At 66.3% G+C, this 15,977-nt stretch carries 20 protein-coding genes; 13 read left to right on the top strand and 7 right to left on the bottom strand.

Translation table 11 applies throughout. The annotated features are described in order from the left end of the window. Positions 1–69: 69 nt before the first annotated feature. Together WU80_RS00610 and WU80_RS00605 are read right to left on the bottom strand one after the other, a co-directional pair. Positions 70–711 (bottom strand): hypothetical protein, encoded by a 642-nt coding sequence (locus WU80_RS00610; protein ID WP_055400302.1) that lies wholly within the window; start codon positions 709–711, stop codon positions 70–72. Continuing rightward, positions 708–1,511, bottom strand: coding sequence for a hypothetical protein (locus WU80_RS00605; protein ID WP_055400337.1), 804 nt, complete (start codon positions 1,509–1,511; stop codon positions 708–710). The genes WU80_RS00610 and WU80_RS00605 overlap by 4 nt, the downstream gene beginning before the upstream one ends. 215 nt (positions 1,512–1,726) lie before the next feature. Here WU80_RS00605 and WU80_RS00600 point away from each other — a divergent pair, with 215 nt between their 5' ends. Continuing rightward, positions 1,727–2,110: a hypothetical protein gene (locus WU80_RS00600; RefSeq protein ID WP_197281097.1), complete on the top strand. Its 384-nt coding sequence runs from the start codon at positions 1,727–1,729 to the stop codon at positions 2,108–2,110. Positions 2,111–2,125: 15 nt separating this feature from the next. On the opposite strand, the gene WU80_RS00595 is transcribed toward WU80_RS00600, so the two are convergent. Next, entirely contained in the window at positions 2,126–2,728 is a 603-nt protein-coding gene (locus WU80_RS00595; RefSeq protein ID WP_055400300.1) for a TetR/AcrR family transcriptional regulator, read from the bottom strand. Between the two features lie 92 nt (positions 2,729–2,820). On the opposite strand from WU80_RS00595, the gene WU80_RS00590 reads away from it, so the two are divergent. Genes WU80_RS00590 through WU80_RS00575 form a run of 4 tightly spaced genes read left to right on the top strand, consistent with a single transcriptional unit; the run spans position 2,821 to position 5,295 of the window. Further along, positions 2,821–3,606: a hypothetical protein gene (locus WU80_RS00590; protein ID WP_055400333.1), complete on the top strand. Its 786-nt coding sequence runs from the start codon at positions 2,821–2,823 to the stop codon at positions 3,604–3,606. Next, positions 3,603–4,415, top strand: coding sequence for a hypothetical protein (locus WU80_RS00585; RefSeq protein ID WP_055400298.1), 813 nt, complete (start codon positions 3,603–3,605; stop codon positions 4,413–4,415). The genes WU80_RS00590 and WU80_RS00585 overlap by 4 nt, the downstream gene beginning before the upstream one ends. After that, positions 4,415–5,011 carry a cytochrome c oxidase subunit 3 family protein gene (locus WU80_RS00580; RefSeq protein ID WP_055400296.1) on the top strand — a complete coding sequence of 199 codons (597 nt, stop codon included), beginning with the start codon at positions 4,415–4,417 and terminating at the stop codon, positions 5,009–5,011. The genes WU80_RS00585 and WU80_RS00580 overlap by 1 nt, the downstream gene beginning before the upstream one ends. Beyond that, positions 5,011–5,295 (top strand): cytochrome C oxidase subunit IV family protein, encoded by a 285-nt coding sequence (locus WU80_RS00575; RefSeq protein WP_055400331.1) that lies wholly within the window; start codon positions 5,011–5,013, stop codon positions 5,293–5,295. The genes WU80_RS00580 and WU80_RS00575 overlap by 1 nt, the downstream gene beginning before the upstream one ends. A 1-nt stretch (position 5,296) precedes the next feature. Here the strand turns inward: WU80_RS00575 and WU80_RS00570 are convergent, their stop codons facing one another. Beyond that, complete coding sequence (locus WU80_RS00570; protein ID WP_055400294.1) at positions 5,297–6,592, bottom strand: cytochrome P450; 1,296 nt, start codon at positions 6,590–6,592, stop codon at positions 5,297–5,299. A gap of 195 nt (positions 6,593–6,787) precedes the next feature. On the opposite strand from WU80_RS00570, the gene WU80_RS00565 reads away from it, so the two are divergent. Next, the gene (locus tag WU80_RS00565) at positions 6,788–7,501 is read left to right on the top strand and encodes a TetR/AcrR family transcriptional regulator (protein WP_055400292.1); all 714 of its coding nucleotides are present in this window, start codon (positions 6,788–6,790) and stop codon (positions 7,499–7,501) included. Here the strand turns inward: WU80_RS00565 and WU80_RS00560 are convergent. Both WU80_RS00560 and WU80_RS00555 read right to left on the bottom strand, forming a co-directional pair. After that, positions 7,417–7,740: a hypothetical protein gene (locus WU80_RS00560; RefSeq protein ID WP_082459735.1), complete on the bottom strand. Its 324-nt coding sequence runs from the start codon at positions 7,738–7,740 to the stop codon at positions 7,417–7,419. The two genes, WU80_RS00565 and WU80_RS00560, sit on opposite strands and share 85 nt — an antisense overlap. Positions 7,741–7,841: 101 nt before the next feature. Further along, a complete protein-coding gene (locus WU80_RS00555; RefSeq protein ID WP_055400288.1) occupies positions 7,842–8,588 on the bottom strand; it encodes an enoyl-CoA hydratase/isomerase family protein in 747 nt (248 codons plus the stop codon). Positions 8,589–8,698: 110 nt separating this feature from the next. On the opposite strand from WU80_RS00555, the gene WU80_RS00550 reads away from it, so the two are divergent. The 5 genes from WU80_RS00550 (at position 8,699) to WU80_RS25165 (ending at position 12,660) form a co-directional block, all read left to right on the top strand. Continuing rightward, positions 8,699–9,121 carry a lipoprotein LpqH gene (locus WU80_RS00550; RefSeq protein WP_082459732.1) on the top strand — a complete coding sequence of 141 codons (423 nt, stop codon included), beginning with the start codon at positions 8,699–8,701 and terminating at the stop codon, positions 9,119–9,121. 85 nt (positions 9,122–9,206) lie between these two features. Next, on the top strand, positions 9,207–10,397 hold the full coding sequence (locus tag WU80_RS00545) for an amidohydrolase family protein (protein ID WP_055400286.1): 1,191 nt from the start codon (positions 9,207–9,209) through the stop codon (positions 10,395–10,397). A gap of 38 nt (positions 10,398–10,435) precedes the next feature. Next, on the top strand, positions 10,436–11,839 hold the full coding sequence (locus WU80_RS00540; protein WP_055400284.1) for a FadD3 family acyl-CoA ligase: 1,404 nt from the start codon (positions 10,436–10,438) through the stop codon (positions 11,837–11,839). Continuing rightward, a complete protein-coding gene (locus WU80_RS00535) occupies positions 11,836–12,462 on the top strand; it encodes a hypothetical protein (protein ID WP_055400282.1) in 627 nt (208 codons plus the stop codon). The genes WU80_RS00540 and WU80_RS00535 overlap by 4 nt, the downstream gene beginning before the upstream one ends. 12 nt (positions 12,463–12,474) lie before the next feature. Further along, positions 12,475–12,660 (top strand): bacterioferritin-associated ferredoxin, encoded by a 186-nt coding sequence (locus tag WU80_RS25165; protein WP_082459730.1) that lies wholly within the window; start codon positions 12,475–12,477, stop codon positions 12,658–12,660. A gap of 10 nt (positions 12,661–12,670) precedes the next feature. Here WU80_RS25165 and WU80_RS00530 read toward each other — a convergent pair whose 3' ends face one another. Next, complete coding sequence (locus WU80_RS00530) at positions 12,671–14,383, bottom strand: alpha-keto acid decarboxylase family protein (protein WP_055400280.1); 1,713 nt, start codon at positions 14,381–14,383, stop codon at positions 12,671–12,673. 35 nt (positions 14,384–14,418) lie between these two features. Here WU80_RS00530 and WU80_RS00525 point away from each other — a divergent pair, with 35 nt between their 5' ends. Then, the gene (locus WU80_RS00525) at positions 14,419–14,862 is read left to right on the top strand and encodes an SRPBCC family protein (RefSeq protein ID WP_055400277.1); all 444 of its coding nucleotides are present in this window, start codon (positions 14,419–14,421) and stop codon (positions 14,860–14,862) included. Between the two features lie 5 nt (positions 14,863–14,867). Then, entirely contained in the window at positions 14,868–15,947 is a 1,080-nt protein-coding gene (locus tag WU80_RS00520) for a CaiB/BaiF CoA-transferase family protein (RefSeq protein WP_055400275.1), read from the top strand. Positions 15,948–15,977: the final 30 nt, after the last annotated feature.

The raw sequence follows: 15,977 nt of genomic DNA, 5'->3' as shown, positions 1-15,977 counted from the left end.
GCGCTCTTGAGCGATGACGTTACACCGCTTCGGGCCGCCGGTTAACGGTTAGGGCAAGATCAGCCGCGCTTATCCGGAGGGGTCGAATTTCGCGATCAGCCAGGAGCCGTTGACTTTCGACAGCGTGACCAGGACGCTGCTCTGCGTGTTCTCAGGATCCTTCTTTTGCTCGCTTTTCGTCGTCTGGTTGACGAAAACCAGCACGACGGCCGAATCGGGATGCAATTCCGAGACCGCGGCCCGAATCACCTTGGCAGACGCCGTCAGCTGTCCCTTCTGCGCCGTCGGCGCGACGACATCGTCGCTGAATTTGCTGTAATACCGTAGAAGGTCACCGGTGAGATGTGACTTCGCGTTGGTGAAATCGCGGTTCAAATGGTCATAGGAATACGACAACACCGCCACGGCGCCATCTGACGCCGCCTGGATCGCCCGGTGCGCCGCCACATCGTCGACCTGCTGATCCGGCCGGTACACGATGAAGTACACGCCGCCAGCGACTCCCAGTGCGGCAATAACCAACGTTGTCGCGACGATCGAACGCCAACTCGCCGCATACCGGCGGGCGCGGCGCCCGATCTCGGCCAGCCGGTGCAAGCGCGCCGGTCCCACTCCAGCGCGCGCCAGTTCGTCCTCGCCGTCGGGCGAAGTATGGGCGCCGTCAATCGCCTTTCCGGTCCCGTCCGGCGGCGAGCCGGGTTCGACAGTCATCGCACGAATTCAACTTTCGACATCTTGAGCTGGCCGCCGTCGCGGTCCATATTGACGCTGAGCCGAAACAGTGCGGGCGGCGGTTTGGCGGTATCTGGCCCAATGGGATCGGTTTTCGCCGCCACAAGCACGACTCCGGAATTGTCGCTAAACGACTGGACGGCGACGGCTTCGATGGTGACCTTGGCGCCGACCTTAGTCTCCTCGGCCCTCTTGACCATCAGGGGCGACAGCACGGAGAGCTGGTCCTTTTGGTCGCCCGTGGAGGCATCGATGGCGCGCTGGACGCTCTCCTTGGCGCGATCGGGGTCAATCGACATGAAGGCCGTAATCCCTTGCCGGGCGGCTGCACTGAACTCCGCGGCGAGTTGGCGATTATGCAACGCGGTGTGATGCTGCCACAGCATGTAGCCGCTCGCGGCGAGAGAAGTGGAGAAGAGAACGATGCCGATGCCGGCGGCTACAGTCTTCCGCCCTGGGCGCCGTAGCCACCGTGGCCGCCTGGGTCGTCGCGGCAAACGTAGCCGTTTCCGGGTGGACGTCGCCGATCGCTGCTCGACGTCGTGGGCGTGGTCCTCCGCGTCCTCGGTTTCGGCTGCCCCGCGCAGGCTTTCCAAGCGCGCCCGAGCCGCCGCGGCACGCGCTTCGGCGTTGGCAACTTCGTCTTCTTCCGGATGCTCTCCGGATGCGGCCGCTACGTCGCCGCTCTCAGCCCCTGCGTTTGACTGCGGTTCGTCGGGATCGGTCACATCCGTCGGGTCACCACAATCGTCGGTGTCGGGTCCCACCGGATCGTGCACGGGGAGGAAGCTTATCACTCCGACCTGGGGTCAACGCCTTCACCGGACGGCTGGGTTGCGCCCCTGACATGCGGAACTGCTCCCCCCGGGAGGCGCGCGGAGCGGCGTTCGAGACGGCCCGGCGCCCACCCCCGGTCGCCCGAAGTGATCTTCTCCAAGCAGGAGAATTTTCTTTTCGGGTGTGGCAAAGTAATTGGGTGCGATTCATCGTGGCGATGGCGGCCGCGTTGGTCGGCGTCGGCCTGCTGGCGGCGCCGCCATCCTTTGCGGGGCCAACGGTCTGCGACTACCCCGCCTGCACCCCGGGGATCATGCCCCACCAGGTTCTAGGTGCTCCTTGCGAAAACACCACCTACTACGCCTTCGGTGTCGCCGACGGATACGTGTCGTTCGCCTCGGAGCCCGGACGGCTGATGTTCTGCGGTTCCCCTAGGAGGTACCAGCCCCGATGGTTCCGCTCACCTCCGATGGCGGGGGTCAAGGATGAGAACGCAAACTGCCAGAACTACCTCAACTACGTCGCGCAGGCACCTGACGGTCTGTTCCTGATCTGTATCGCTCACGACGGCATAGCGAGTTGGGTCCGCGCCGACACCTAGCCACTGCGTTTCCGGTCAGCCGGGCCCGCCCCGGGGCAAACCGAGCAGGCGCCGGCTCAAATCGGTGACCCTGTCGAGCAACGTCTCGTCGTCGATGTCGGCGACCAGCGGATGCATGACGGCGGTGCTGAGCGCGCCAGAGAACATGGCCGCCTCGATCCGTCCGTCAAGGCCCGCGTCGCTGAGCAGCACCCGGTACAGGCGGTCCATGAAGACCTGAAAGGGCTTGTGCTCGGCCAGCAATCGGACGACGACGGGATCGAATTGCAGCGTGCGCACTAACCGGCGGTCGCGCACGGCCATCTCAATCACGCTGACCAGCAGGGCATCTCGCGCTTGCGGCCCGTCGCCGTAGGCCTCGGCCTCCTCGAGCGCCGGCTCGAGCCGGCCGAGCTCGCGCTCGGTCACGGCGATGACGATCTGCTCCTTGGTCCGGAATTGGTGGTAAACAGCGGCTTTGGTGATACCGACGGCGTCGGCGATCATCTGCAGCGACGTACCGCTGACGCCGTGAGTGGCGAACAGATCCAGCGCGGCGTCGAGTACCCGCGTCCGGGCCGGGCTGTGCTCGATCAGCCAGAATTGCTCAGCGGTAACTGGTCGCCGTGCTGTTCCCACGCACCGAGACTAGACGACTCTCTTGACCCAGGCTAGCCGATCGGCTAGCTTCGCAGACGAACCGTGTGGGGTGCCGATCTGAAGGGGTGCTGATGTCCGACGCTGACGGGGGGGATGCACCGGGCCGGGGGGCGACGCGGGCCGCGCCGCGGCGGACCGACGGTGAGCTGATCCTGCTGTGGACGCTGCCCGCGGCCCTGATCCTCTGGATCGCGGCGTTCTTTCTCTTCCCGGGTTTCAACCCGCCGATGTCGCCGTCGATGCCCGCGGAACAGGTCGCCGCGTTCTACCGCGATCCGGCCCACCTGCCGGAGATCCGTTACAGCATGATCGTGTTCAACTGGTTCGGCGTATGCCTGGTTCCGATCCTGGCCCTGATCGTGCTGCAGATCCGCAGGATGGCGCACCGGACGCCGATCTTCTCCTACGCGATGCTGGGTTGCGCGGCCGGCGGCCCGACCCTGTTCCTCGTCGCCAACGTCTGCTGGTTACTGGCGGCCTTTCGGCCGGAGCGCAGTCCCGGGCTGACCCAGCTGCTCAACGACCTCGGCTGGATCACCTTCACGATCCTGGTTCCTTTCCTGATCGGCCAGAGCGTGATCCTCGCCCTGGCAATCTATTTCGATGATCAGCCGCGCCCGGTGTTCGGCCGCTGGGTGGCTTACTTCAACCTTCTCGTGGCCGCCGCATTGGTGCCCGCCGCGTTCGTCGGCGTTTCGCTGACCGGGCCGCTGGCGTGGGACGGCTTTCTGTCGTTCTGGGTGAAGAACACCGCGATCGCCGTCTGGATCGTCGTAATGGGCGTCGTCCTGGCGCGCGCCGTTTATCGCGAGCGCGCCGAGAACCTCGGGCGCTCAGGCGAACTGGTTGGCGCATGAGCGCGGTGATCACATCGCCGACATCCGCCGCCCCACCACCCACGGGGGCGCTGTACCGGCGGATCCGCTGGCACGTCAGGCATAACCCCAAGCGAGAACTGTGGCTGGCTTGGGGCTTCCTGATGGTGTTCTACACCCTCTTCTTCCCGATGTTCTTCATCGTGGCGCAGGTCCAGCCCCCGCCGGAGCCCAGCTGGGATCTCGCCACGCAGGCGCACTGGTTCTCCGAGCGCCACCTAGGGATACCGGTCGGCTTCGGCGTCATCTTCGCGATCAGCGGCATGATCGCGTTCAACAATGCGATCATCGCGTACTCGATGCGGCGCATGTCGGTGAGCCGCGCCTTCGCGTATTCGTATCTGCTCATCTATTCGCTCAGCGCGGTTCCCGGCATGCTGCTGCTCAACATCGCGCTGATCGTCGGCACCCTGCGACCCGAGCGCGACCCCGAGGCGATCGGCTGGCTGTACGACTTCGCCTTCTTGTCCTTCGACGGCACCATGGGGGTGTTCCTGATCGGCTCGCTGATCTGGATGCTCGCCATCCTGCTCGACAAGAATCGGGTGTTCCCCAAGTGGTTCGGGTATTTGAACCTGTGCAACGCGCTGACCGAGGTGGTGGTGGCGCCGTGCTGGATCTTCCGGCGTGGCGTGTTCGCGTGGGACGGCGAGATCGCCTGGTGGCTGGACATGGTCGTATTCGGCGTCTACCAAGTAACTTTCATCGTGATGCTGTTTCGAATGATCCGCCGCGAAGACTTCGGTACCGGACCACTGCCCGAGCTGCCGGCAAAAGAGGCGCCCGCCTGATGACCGAGACGGCCGACGGGAACCGACGGGTCAGATTCGTGCCCGGTCAACCCGACATGTGGGCGTTCGTGCTGTTCGAGACCCTGGTCTTCACCGCGTATTTCGGCTTCTACCTGTTCTCCCGGGCTCGCAACCCCGAGCTGTTTCTGCAATCGCAGGCGCAGCTAGACCTTCGCGTGGGCGTCGTCAACACCCTTGTGCTGCTGCTGAGTTCGTGGTCGGTGGCGCGGTGTGTCCAGTCCGCCCGCGCCGGCGCCTACCCGGCGGCGCTGCGGGACGCCTTCATCACGGCCGGGTTCGCGGTGCTCTTCCTGCTCGGCAAGGTTTTCGAATGGGCCCGGTTGGTCCGCATGGGAAATGGCCTGGGCAGTAACGATTTTTTCACCTACTATTTCTTCCTCACCGGCATCCACTTCGTGCACCTGCTGATCGGTTTCGTTGCCCTCGGCGTCATCGTCTACCAACTTCGCGTCAAGGCGCGAAAAGCCCACGAGTCGAAGGAGTCTCAGCAGCTCGTCGAAACCTGCGCGACCTACTGGCACACCGTCGATTTCCTGTGGGTGCTCATCTTCGCGCTGCTCTACGTGGTGAGGTGATCGGAATCAAATTCAACAAACGTTTGCTGGTGGTGTGGCTGATCCTGGCGTCGCTGACGCTGGCGTATCTGTGGATAGACCATTCCGCCGGCGGATCGCTGAGATCCAGCGCGGTGGTCACGTCGAGCGTCATCGTGATCGCACTTGTCAAGGTGCGCATCATCTTTCGCGAGTTCATGGAGGTCCGCAACGCTCCGGTGGTGCTGTGCCGGCTCACCGACGCGTGGGTTGCGGTGATGGCCGCCGCGATGCTCGGCTGCTACTTCGTCGGCTTGAACCTCTGAGTCAGCCCGCGACCGCTACCGCGTCCGCGGTGGTGAACCTCAGGTGCAATTCGCTCAGGCCGCGCAGGATGTACGTCGGCTCGTAGGTGTAACGACGGCCGGCGCTCGGCCCGTGGTGGGCTTCGTCGATCTCGATGTGCGACATCCGGTCCAGCAGGCGCTCGATCGAGACGCGGCCCTCCACCCGGGCGAGCGGTCCGCCGGGGCAGGAATGCACGCCGCGGGCGAACGCCATGTGCTCGCGCACGTTGCGCCGGTGCAGGTCGAATTCGTGCGGGTTGGAGAACCGGCGCGGGTCGCGATTGGCCGCCCCCGGCAGCACCATGACGACCGTGCCGGCCGGAATGTCGACTCCGCCAACGGTGGTGGCCCTTCTGGCCAGCCGGGAGTCGCTCTTGACCGGGCTGTCCATCCGCAGCGATTCCTCGATGAACCCGGGGATGAGGCTGCGGTCGTCACGCAGCTCCTGCTGGATGTCCGGCCGGTCGCCGAGCACCTGCAGCGCCGCGCTGAGCAGCTTGGCCGTGGTTTCCTGGCCGGCGGCGAAGAGGAACGTCGCCGAGCGGACGACTTCGATCACGGGCGGCGTCGAGCCGTCGGGGTACTTCGCCGACGCCAACGAGGTCAGGACGTCGTTGCGCGGCTCGCGCCGCCGATCCTCGATGTAGTCGCAGAACTTCTCGTCGAGCCACTCCAGCGGGTTGATACCGACCGACTCGTGGTCCAGCGCTCCCACCCGGGCCTCGGGGCGATCGGCACCCAACACGCTGCGGAACTCCTTGTGGTCGGATTCCGGCACGCCCAGCAGGTCGGCGATCACCAAGGTGGCGAACGGCTTTGAGTATTCGGCGATGAATTCGCATTCGCCGTTGTCCAGGAATTCGTCGAGCTGCCGGTCAGCCAGGCGCCACATGAACTCCTCGTTGTGCTTCAGCCGGCTTGGGGTCAGCAGCTTCGCCAGCACCGACCGCGCCTTGGTGTGGTCGGGCGGATCCATGGTGACCATGTGCTCGTTCATCGGGAAGGAGCTGCGGTGCGCATCGATCTGGGCGCTGATGTCGTCGCCCTCGGGCTGGAACGGCAACGGGGGGAACGGCCCACCGAGCGCGACGATGTTGGAGAACGTCTCCGGGTCCTTGTAGACCTCGCAGGCCTCGTCGTACCCGGTGACCGCGACGACGCCGTAATGGGGCAGCCGCAAGACCGGGTTTTGACTGCGCAGGTAGTCGAAATAGGGGTGCGGGTCGGGGACGAGAGACGGATCGGTGAAGAAGTCGATCGACTCGTAGTTACTCATCGGATTGCGTCTCCCTGGGCTGGGTTACCGGTCATGTTCGGCGGCAGGAAGTGGCGCCGCGGTCATTCCGAGATCGAAAAATCTGCTGAGCACCTGCTTAGCATGGCGGTAATGTCAGGGTCAAGGTCGGGGCCGGCGCGCCACGATACGATCCGAGTGGTCGGCACGGGATGGCACACAGTACGGAGCGGGGACATGACATCTGCCTCTTCCGGGGCCCGCAGGATCGGGGCACCGGACGCGAAAAATCGCGGCCTGTTGCTCGATGCCGCCGAGCAGCTGATGCTCGAGGAGGGCTATGCCGCGGTGACGTCGCGACGCCTGGCGAGCAAGGCGGGGCTGAAACCTCAGCTCGTGCACTACTACTTCCGCACCATGGAGGAGTTGTTCGTCGAGGTCTTCCGCCGCCGCGCCGAGGAGGGCCTCGAAGTGCAGGCCCGAGCGCTGCGGTCGGACCAGCCATTGTGGGCGCTTTGGCGGTTCGGTACCGATCCGGGGTTCACCCGGATTTCGATGGAGTTCATGGCGCTGGCCAATCATCGCAAAGACATGCGGGCCGAAATCGCTTACTACGCCGAACGTTTTCGCGACGAGCAGCGCAAGACGGTGGCCGCCGCGTTACAGCGCTACGGCGCGGAGAACGAAGATGTGCCGGCGGTGGTCTGGACGGTGCTGATGACCAGCTTGTCGCGAATGCTGGTGCTCGAGCAGGCGATCGGCATGTCCGGCGGTCACGCCGAGACCGTGGCGTTGGTCGAGGAATACCTCCGCCGCCTGGAAGGCGACCCGCGACCGATCGAAGGTGTCCCGCCGACCTGGGTGGTTCACCAGTTGCGCAGTGAGCAGAGCACGCCTTTGGGGCCGTCTTTGGATACGACGACCGCTCCGTCCACCGCCAGATCACAGTGAAGCCCAGGCGTGCCGGGCTCGGTGCCCGTGCTCGCCACGACCATCGCGTAGTCATCGGGGTTCGACATGTCCAGATCGAAGCTCCACGGTTTGCCCGGGCCGAGATCAACGTCGACGTGCGGTGTGAACGAGTAGGGGTTGTGGCTGTAGTCGGAGAACTTCTCCGGCTGGTGGTCCAGGTAATAGATGTCGGTGTAGATCGGATTCTGCGCCATGACGGTGTATCTCACGTGGTGCATCACCGGGTCGGCCAGGGCGTGGCCGGCGCTCACGACCGAACCGGTCGCAGCGGCCAGCAACGCCGACAGGGTCGCGGCGCCCACGCCCAACCGTCTGCCCGTCATCTCGCTCCTCCGACGGCCCGTGGCGCACTTGCGGTGCGGTTCATCACCCGCTCTGCGGCCCGCCAGTGCGCGTCGGCAACCCACAGCCGTGCAAAGGATGCTATCGCTTCGTCCGCCGAAACCCCGCTGATTACGCGCTTTATCTCGACCCCCGGATGGCGGGCCAGCGACCTGGCAACCGACTGCCAACCCTGGTCGAACGAGGCGCGGGGCAGCACCCGGTCCACCAGGCCCACCCGCTCGGCCTCCTGTGCGGTGAGGGCGGTTCCGGTGCCGGCCAGCAGCAGCGCCCGGCTCTTCCCGACGAGCGCGGCCAGCCGCTCGGCGCCGCCCCAGGCCGGCATGATCGCGAGTTCCACCTGGTTGAAGGCGATCTTGATGTCGTCGGCCGCCAGCCGGATGTCGGCCGCGACGGCGACCTCGGCGCCACCGCCGAAGGCGTGGCCGTTCAGCGCGGCGATCACCGGCGCGGGGAAGCTGGCCAGCTGATCGCAGATCGCGCGCATCCGCTTGGCCATCGCCGCGGCATCCTCCTCGGTGCGCAGCGCGCGCAACTCCTTGAGGTCGCCGCCGGATACGAACGCCCGATCGCCCGCGCCCTTGATCACCAAAGTCCTGGCGCCCGCCGCCGCGTCCAGCGCCTTCTCCAGCTGCTGCATGGTGTCCAGCGCGATCGCATTGCGTGCGTGCGGCCGATCGATGGTCAGCACCGCCAACCCGTCATCGATCTCCAGGTCCACCATGCGTTATTGCTCCTTGGACGAGAACGGACGATATTGGCATTCTCCCGGTGCGAGAATAACATCGTCGCTGCAGGCCGAAGAGCTATCGGCAGCGAAGATAGGAGTGCCGGGTGCCGGACCGAAGGACGGCCGCGGTTGTCGCGGCACTCGCCGTCGCGCTGCTTGGGGCGTGCTCCTCGCGACCACCATCCCAGATCGCCAGCACGGCGTCGGTGACCATCGACGGCAACGATCGGAATTTCCACATCGTCAAGTGCGGCCAGTTGGAGTGGACCCGGACGATCGACATCGGCGGCGACTTTGCCGGGGCCAAGGTCGTCATCGACGAGAGCGGGCAACAGCCCGCAGCCACGTCCGTACACATCCGAAACCTGGGCGGGTTCAGCGGGATGTACTCCCGGGGCGGCGACGGCACCGCCGATACGAGCATGAGTGGCGGCAAGTACACCATCAGCGGCACCGCCAACGGTTACAAGACCGACAAACCCGGTGAACCAGCTAGCGCGCCGTTCAAAATCGTCGTGACGTGCTGACGACGTAGAACCCGATTTCAGGGGGCGCGTTGCGGTCGGGCGCCCGTAGAGAATACAATTCTCAAAAATCGCGAAGGAGGATCTCATGGGCCAGTTGTCGCACCGGGAGGACGTCCCGTTTCCGATCTTTGACGCGGACAACCACCTCTACGAGCCGCCGGAGGCGCTGACCAAATTCCTGCCCAAGGAGTACAAGGACTACGTCCAGTACGTCCAGATCAACGGGCGGACGAAGATCGCGATCCGCGGCCACATCAGCAACTACATCCCCAATCCGACCTTCGAGGTTGTCGCCCGGCCGGGTGCCTGGGAGGAGTACTTCAAGTACGGCAACCCCGAGGGCAAGAGCAAGCGCGAGCTGTTCGGCGAGCCGATGCGCGCGATCCCGGCGTTCTTCGAGCCCGGCCCGCGCCTGGAGAAGATGAACGAGCTGGGTCTGGACCGCACCCTGATGTTCCCGACGCTGGCCAGCCTGCTCGAGGAGCGGTTGCGCGACGACCCGGTCGCCATCCACGTCCTGATCCACGCGCTGAACGAATGGCTTGACGAGGTCTGGGGCTTCAACTACCAGAACCGCATCTTCACCACCCCGGTCATCACCCTGCCGATCGTCGAGAAGGCGATCGAGGAGCTGGAGTGGGCCGTCAAGCGCGGTGCGCGTTGCATCCTGATCCGCCCGGCGCCGGTTCCCGGCTTCCGCGGCCCCCGGTCGTTCGCCGTGCCCGAGTTCGACCCGTTCTGGGAGCGGGTCGTCGAGCACGACGTGCTGGTCGGCATGCACTCGTCCGACAGCGGCTACTCCCGCTACACCTCGGAGTGGGACGGTGCCGAGCAGGAGATGCTCCCGTTCCAGACCAACGCGATGGGCATCCTCAACGAGTGGCGGCCGATCCAGGATGCGGTGGGGTCGTGGGTGATTCACGGCGCGCTCTACCGGCACCCCAAGCTGAAGGTCGCGATCGTCGAGGCGGGCTCGAAGTGGATGACCCCGCTGTTGGACGGTCTGACCGAGGTCTTCCGAAAGGCCCCGGAAGCCTTCCCGAGCGACCCCGTCGAGATGGTCAAGAACCGGATCCACGTGAGCCCGTTCTTCGAGGACGGCATCGACGACCTGATCAACCTGGTCGGTGTGGATCAGGTGCTGTACGGCTCGGACTGGCCGCACCCCGAGGGACTGGCCGAGCCGACCTTCTACGTCAACGCGTTGTCCCACCTGTCCACCGACGACCAGGCAAAGATCATGGGCGGCAACCTCGGTCGGCTCGTCACGGTGTGACACGCCGACCAAATCAGGTATGGCAGACCATCCCCGAGATGGTCTTGAGCGCGGCGGACCGCTTCGGCGACGCGGAGGCGGCCGTCGACGGTCCGCTGCGCTTCACTTTCACCGAGCTCGTCGAGCGGATTCGTTGTGCCGCGGGCGCATTCGCGGACCTCGGCGTCGGCAAGGGTGACCGGGTCGCCGTTTGGGCGCCGAACTCCGTCGAGTGGATCATCGCGGCCTTCGGGCTGCTCACCGCCGGCGGTGTGCTGGTGCCGGTCAACACTCGGTTCAAGACGGAAGAGGCCGGCGACATCATCGCCCGCAGCGGCGCGAAGGCCGTCCTGGTGCAGAAGGGCTTTTTGGGCCAGGACTACACCGCGCCCGCCGGGACGCCGGTCATCGATCTGAAATCCGACTTCCTTTCCAGCGGTTCGCCGTTCGAGCGGGCGGTGAGCGGGACCGACATCTGCGACATCATCTTCACCTCGGGCACGACCGGTCGCCCCAAGGGCGCGATGATGAATCACCGCCAGACGCTGCGCATGTACTCCGAATGGGCGACGCTCGCGGATCTGCGCGAGGGTGACCGCTACCTACAGATCAACCCGTACTTCCACACGTTCGGCCTCAAGGCGGGACTCGTCACCTCCTTCCTGCGCGGTGCGACGATGCTGCCGGTCGCGGTCTTCGACGTCGACACGGTGGTGGATCTCATTGACCGCGAACGCATCACGATGCTGCCCGGCCCGCCGACGCTGTATCACTCGCTGCTGACGGTGCGTGACAAGGCCAGGCTGTCGACGTTACGGGCCGGCGTGACCGGCGCCGCCGACATTCCCGTCGAACTGGTGCGCCGCATCCACGGCGAACTGCCCTTCCAGACGCTGATGACCGGCTACGGGCTGACCGAGGCCGGCAACGTCACCCTGTCCCGGCCCGGCGACTCGTTCGAGGACGTGGCCACCACGGCGGGCCTGCCGTGCGACGGGGTCGAGGTGCGCATCGCCGACGACGGCGAGGTGCTGGTTCGCGGTTACGGGGTCATGCAGGGCTACCTCGACGACCCCGAGGGCACCGCCGCGGCGATCGACCCCGACGGCTGGTTGCACACCGGCGATCTGGGCCGCCTCGATGCCGCCGGCCGGCTGCGGATCGACGGCCGCAAGAAGGACATGTTCATCGTCGGCGGGTTCAACGCCTACCCGGCGGAGATCGAGGGCTACCTGCTTCAGCATCCGGCGGTGGCGCAAGCCGCTGTCATCGGGGTCCCCGACGACCGCCTCGGCCAGGTCGGCAAGGCATTCGTGGTGGCGAAAAGCCAGGTCTCCGAGGAGGACCTGCTGCTATGGTGCCGAGAGCGGATGGCTGGATTCAAGGCGCCGAGATCCATCGCGTTCCTCGACCAGCTGCCGCTCAACGCCACCGGAAAAGTGATGAAGGACCAACTCCGTTGACTGACGGCGACATTCATTCGATGGTGATCGCGTCGGACTATCGCGTTCCCGATCCCAGCCGGGTATGGCCGCTGCTCGAGCGCCGCAAGGCGGCCTTGGCCGACATCGGCGCCCACCACGTGCTCGTCTACACCTCGACGCATGACTACGGCCGCGTGCTGGTGATGATCGGAGTGCACAGCCGCGAGCCGATCGTGGAACTGCTGCGCTCCCGGGTCTTCTTCGACTGGTTCGACGCGGCGGGCGTCGACGACATTCCCGCGGTCTTCGCCGGCGAGATCGTCCACCGGTTCGTCCCGGCGCCCACGGCCAGCCCCGAGGCACCCGGCGTCGTGGTGGCCACCATCGCCTCGGTTCACGACGTGTCGGCGCTGACCGCCGAAGTCGCCTCGGCCACAGACAGATTCGTAGCGGCCGGCATCCGCAAGACCTGGATCTTCCAAGCCTTCGACGATGAGCACGAGGTGCTGATCATGTCGGAGTTGCCCGACGAAGAGAGTGCGCAGCGGTGGATCGAGCATCCGGACGCCGCGGCCGAGTGGATGTCCGGTGCCGGGGTGGGGCCCTATCCGCCGATTTTCGTCGGCCAATTCACCAACATGATGCGCATCGAGGCGGACTGAGCGGCCACCTGGATGTTCGTCTGCCTGTGTAACGGAGTCACCAGCCAAACGGTGGCCGAGGTGGTAGAGGCCGGGGCCTGCACGACCAAGGACGTCGCCCGGGCCTGCGGGGCGGGCGCCGACTGCGGGCGCTGCCGGCGAACCGTGCAGGCGATACTGCGATCGTCCGATCCGAACGGCGCACCCAGCAGATCCTGACGCGGCGGCCTCAGCGGCGAACGCTGCCGTCCGGTGACATCGGCTGGACGAGTTCGACTAGCAGCGGCGGGATTTCGAGCCGCGGCAAGACCACCTCGACGAGCACCATCCGGTCCTGGTGCAGCGCGGCGGCGGTCAGGGCGTCATCGAGCTCACCGAAGGTCCGCACCCGGAACGCCAGGTGGTCGGCGACGCCCAGCGCGTTCGGGATGTCCGTCCACCTCCAATTGACAATGTCGTTGTAGGGCGCCGACTCTCCGTGGATCGCGCGCTCGACGGTGTACCCGTCGTTGTTGACCACCACGATGACCGGGGACAGCCCCTCCCGCGAGAAGTTGCCGAGTTCCTGGACCGTTAGTTGCGCCGCGCCGTCGCCGATCAGCAACACCGTCCGTCGCTCCGGATGCGCCACCCCGGCCCCGAGCGCCGCGGGCAGCGTGTAACCGATTGAGCCCCAAAGCGGTTGACCGATGAAGGTCACGCCCTGGGGCAGGCGGTGGTCGGCCATGCCGTAGAACGAGGTGCCTTGATCGGCCAGGACCACGTTGCCCGGCGTCAGGGCTGTGCACAGGCGGTCCCACAGCAGCTGTTGGGTCAGCGGTTGATCGCGCGGCGGAGGCGGGGGCAGGGCGGCGGCGGGCGGCGACACCACCGGCGGCGACGCGATTTTTCGCCGGGACAGGATGGTGGCCAACGCTTCCAGTGCGGCTCCCATTTCCAGCGGCGCGAAAACCTCGCCCGCCACACTGCTTTGGTACTGCCCGACGTCGATCGTCCGCGCCGGGTCGATCCGCTGGCTGAAGAAGCCGCTGACCATGTCGGTGAACACGACCCCGGCGGTCACCAGAACCGGCGCCTCCTCGATCGCGGCGCGCACCGCCGGGGCGCTTGCCGATCCGGCGTAGATCCCCAGGTAGTTCGGCGAGCTCTCGTCGAGCAGGCTCTTGCCCCACATCAGAGTGGCGTAGGGCACCACGTCGGCGGCCAGCAGGGCTTCGAGTTCCTTGACCACCTGTAACCGATGGACCAGCAGGTCGGCCAGCACGGTCAGTTGGTGATCGGCGATGAGATCGGAGGCGGCCTCGACGAACAGCGACAGCGCGCGGGGGCTGGTGCCACCGGTGTAGCGGGGTAGCGGCGCGCCGGGGGGCTCGGTGGGGAAACGGGCCACGTCTGTGGACAGCAGGATGTAGCCCGGCCGCTTCTGCTCGCGCACCTCGGACAACACCCGGTCGATCTCGCGGCGGGCGGTCGCGGGCATGAGGTTGGCTTGGGCACAGGTGATCTCGCGGCTGACGCGCAGGAAGTGCTCGAAGTCCCCGTCGCCCAGCGAGTGGTGCAGCGCGCGCCTGGTGCCCTGGGCGTCCTTGGAGGGCCCGCCGACGATGTGCACGACGGGCACCTGCTCGGCGTAGCTGCCGGCGATGGCGTTGGCAGCCGACAGTTCACCCACCCCGAAAGTCGTTACCACTGCCGACATTCCGCGCAGGCGACCGTACCCGTCCGCGGCGTAGCCGGCGTTGAGCTCGTTGGCGTTGCCCACCCAGCGGATCGCGGGATGGGCGACGATGTGGTCCAGGAATTCCAGGTTGTAGTCCCCGGGTACGCCGAAGATCTCGGTGACGCCGAGTTCGGCGAGGCGGTCTAGCAGATAGTCGCCGACGGTGTAGAGGGGCTGGTTGACGGCGTCAGTCACAAGCACGACGGTACCTGCCGAATTCATTCCGAGCGGGACGCCGTTTCAGTATCGTGCGGGCCATGGCACTCAAAGAATCCCGCGACATCGTCATCGAAGCCAGTCCGAAGGAGATTCTGGACGTCATCGCCGATTTCGAGGCGATGCCCGAATGGTCCGAGCCGCACCAAAGCGCGGAGATCTTGTCGACCGGCGACGACGGGCGGCCAAGCCAAGTGAAGATGAAGGTGCGGGTCGCCGGCATCACCGACGAACAGGTGGTGGCCTACACCTGGACCGACGACGCGGTGAGCTGGAAGCTGGTGAGCTCCTCCCAGCAGAAGGCGCAGGACGGGAAGTACACCCTGATCCCGCAGGGGGACGCCACGCTGGTCAAGTTCGAACTGCTCGCCGACCCGAACGTGCCCTTGCCGGGCTTCGTCCTGAAGCGGGCGGTGAAGGGGACGATCGATTCGGCGACCAAGGCGCTGCGCGAGCGGGTGCTGCAGGTGAAGAAGGGCAAGTAGCCGCGGTGGGCGGCGGCGGGCCCCTGGCCGGGGTGAGGGTGATCGAGCTCGGCGGAATCGGACCGGGACCGCACGCGGGCATGATGCTGGCCGACCTGGGGGCCGACGTGGTGCGGGTGCGCCGGCCCGGCGGGTTGACGATGCCGGCCGAGGATCGCGATCTGCTGCACCGCGGGAAGCGGGTCGTCGACCTGGACGTCAAGACCCAACCGGGGGTCCTGCTCGAGCTGGTCGCCAAGGCCGATGTGCTGCTGGATTGCTTCCGGCCCGGCACCTGCGAGCGACTCGGCATCGGTCCGGACGAATGCGCGGCGGTCAATCCGCGGTTGATCTACGCGCGGATCACCGGCTGGGGGCAGGAGGGACCGCTGGCCCGCACGGCGGGCCACGACATCAACTACCTGTCGCAAACCGGCGCCCTGTCCGCCCTGGGCTACGCGGACCGGCCGCCGATGCCGCCGCTGAACCTGGTCGCCGACTTCGGTGGCGGTTCGATGTTGGTGCTGCTCGGCATCGCGGCCGCGTTGTACGAGCGGGAACGTTCTGGCAAGGGGCAGGTCGTCGACGCGGCGATGGTGGACGGCGTCAGCCTGCTGGCCCAGATGATGTGGACCATGAAGTCGACCGGGTCGCTGCGTGACCGGCGCGAGTCGTTTCTGCTCGACGGTGGCGCCCCGTTCTATCGCTGCTATGAGACCGCCGACGGCGGGTACATGGCGGTCGGCGCCATCGAGCCGCAGTTCTTCGCGGCGTTGCTGAGCGGGCTCGGGCTCTCGCCCGAGGAGGTGCCCGGCCAGCTCGACATCGGCTCCTACCCGCGGATGTACGACGTCTTCGCGAAACGCTTCGCCAGCCGCACCCGCGACGAGTGGACGGCCACCTTCGCCGGCACCGACGCCTGCGTCACCCCGGTGCTGACGTGGAGCGAAGCGGCCACCGACGAGCACTTGCGGGCACGGTCCACGGTGATCACCGCCCACGGCGTGGACCAGGCCGCGCCCGGACCGCGCTTCTCGCGCACCCCGGCGGCTCCGGTCGGGCGGCCGCCGGCGGCCACCACGCCCCTTTCCGAAATCGATTGGTAGCCAACGTCTTAGACGGTATCGACCCCGCCG

The sequence above is a fragment of the Mycobacterium sp. UM_11 genome, assembly GCF_001414075.1.
GTDB lineage: Bacteria > Actinomycetota > Actinomycetes > Mycobacteriales > Mycobacteriaceae > Mycobacterium.
This window is presented reverse-complemented; position numbering and strand designations above follow the sequence as displayed.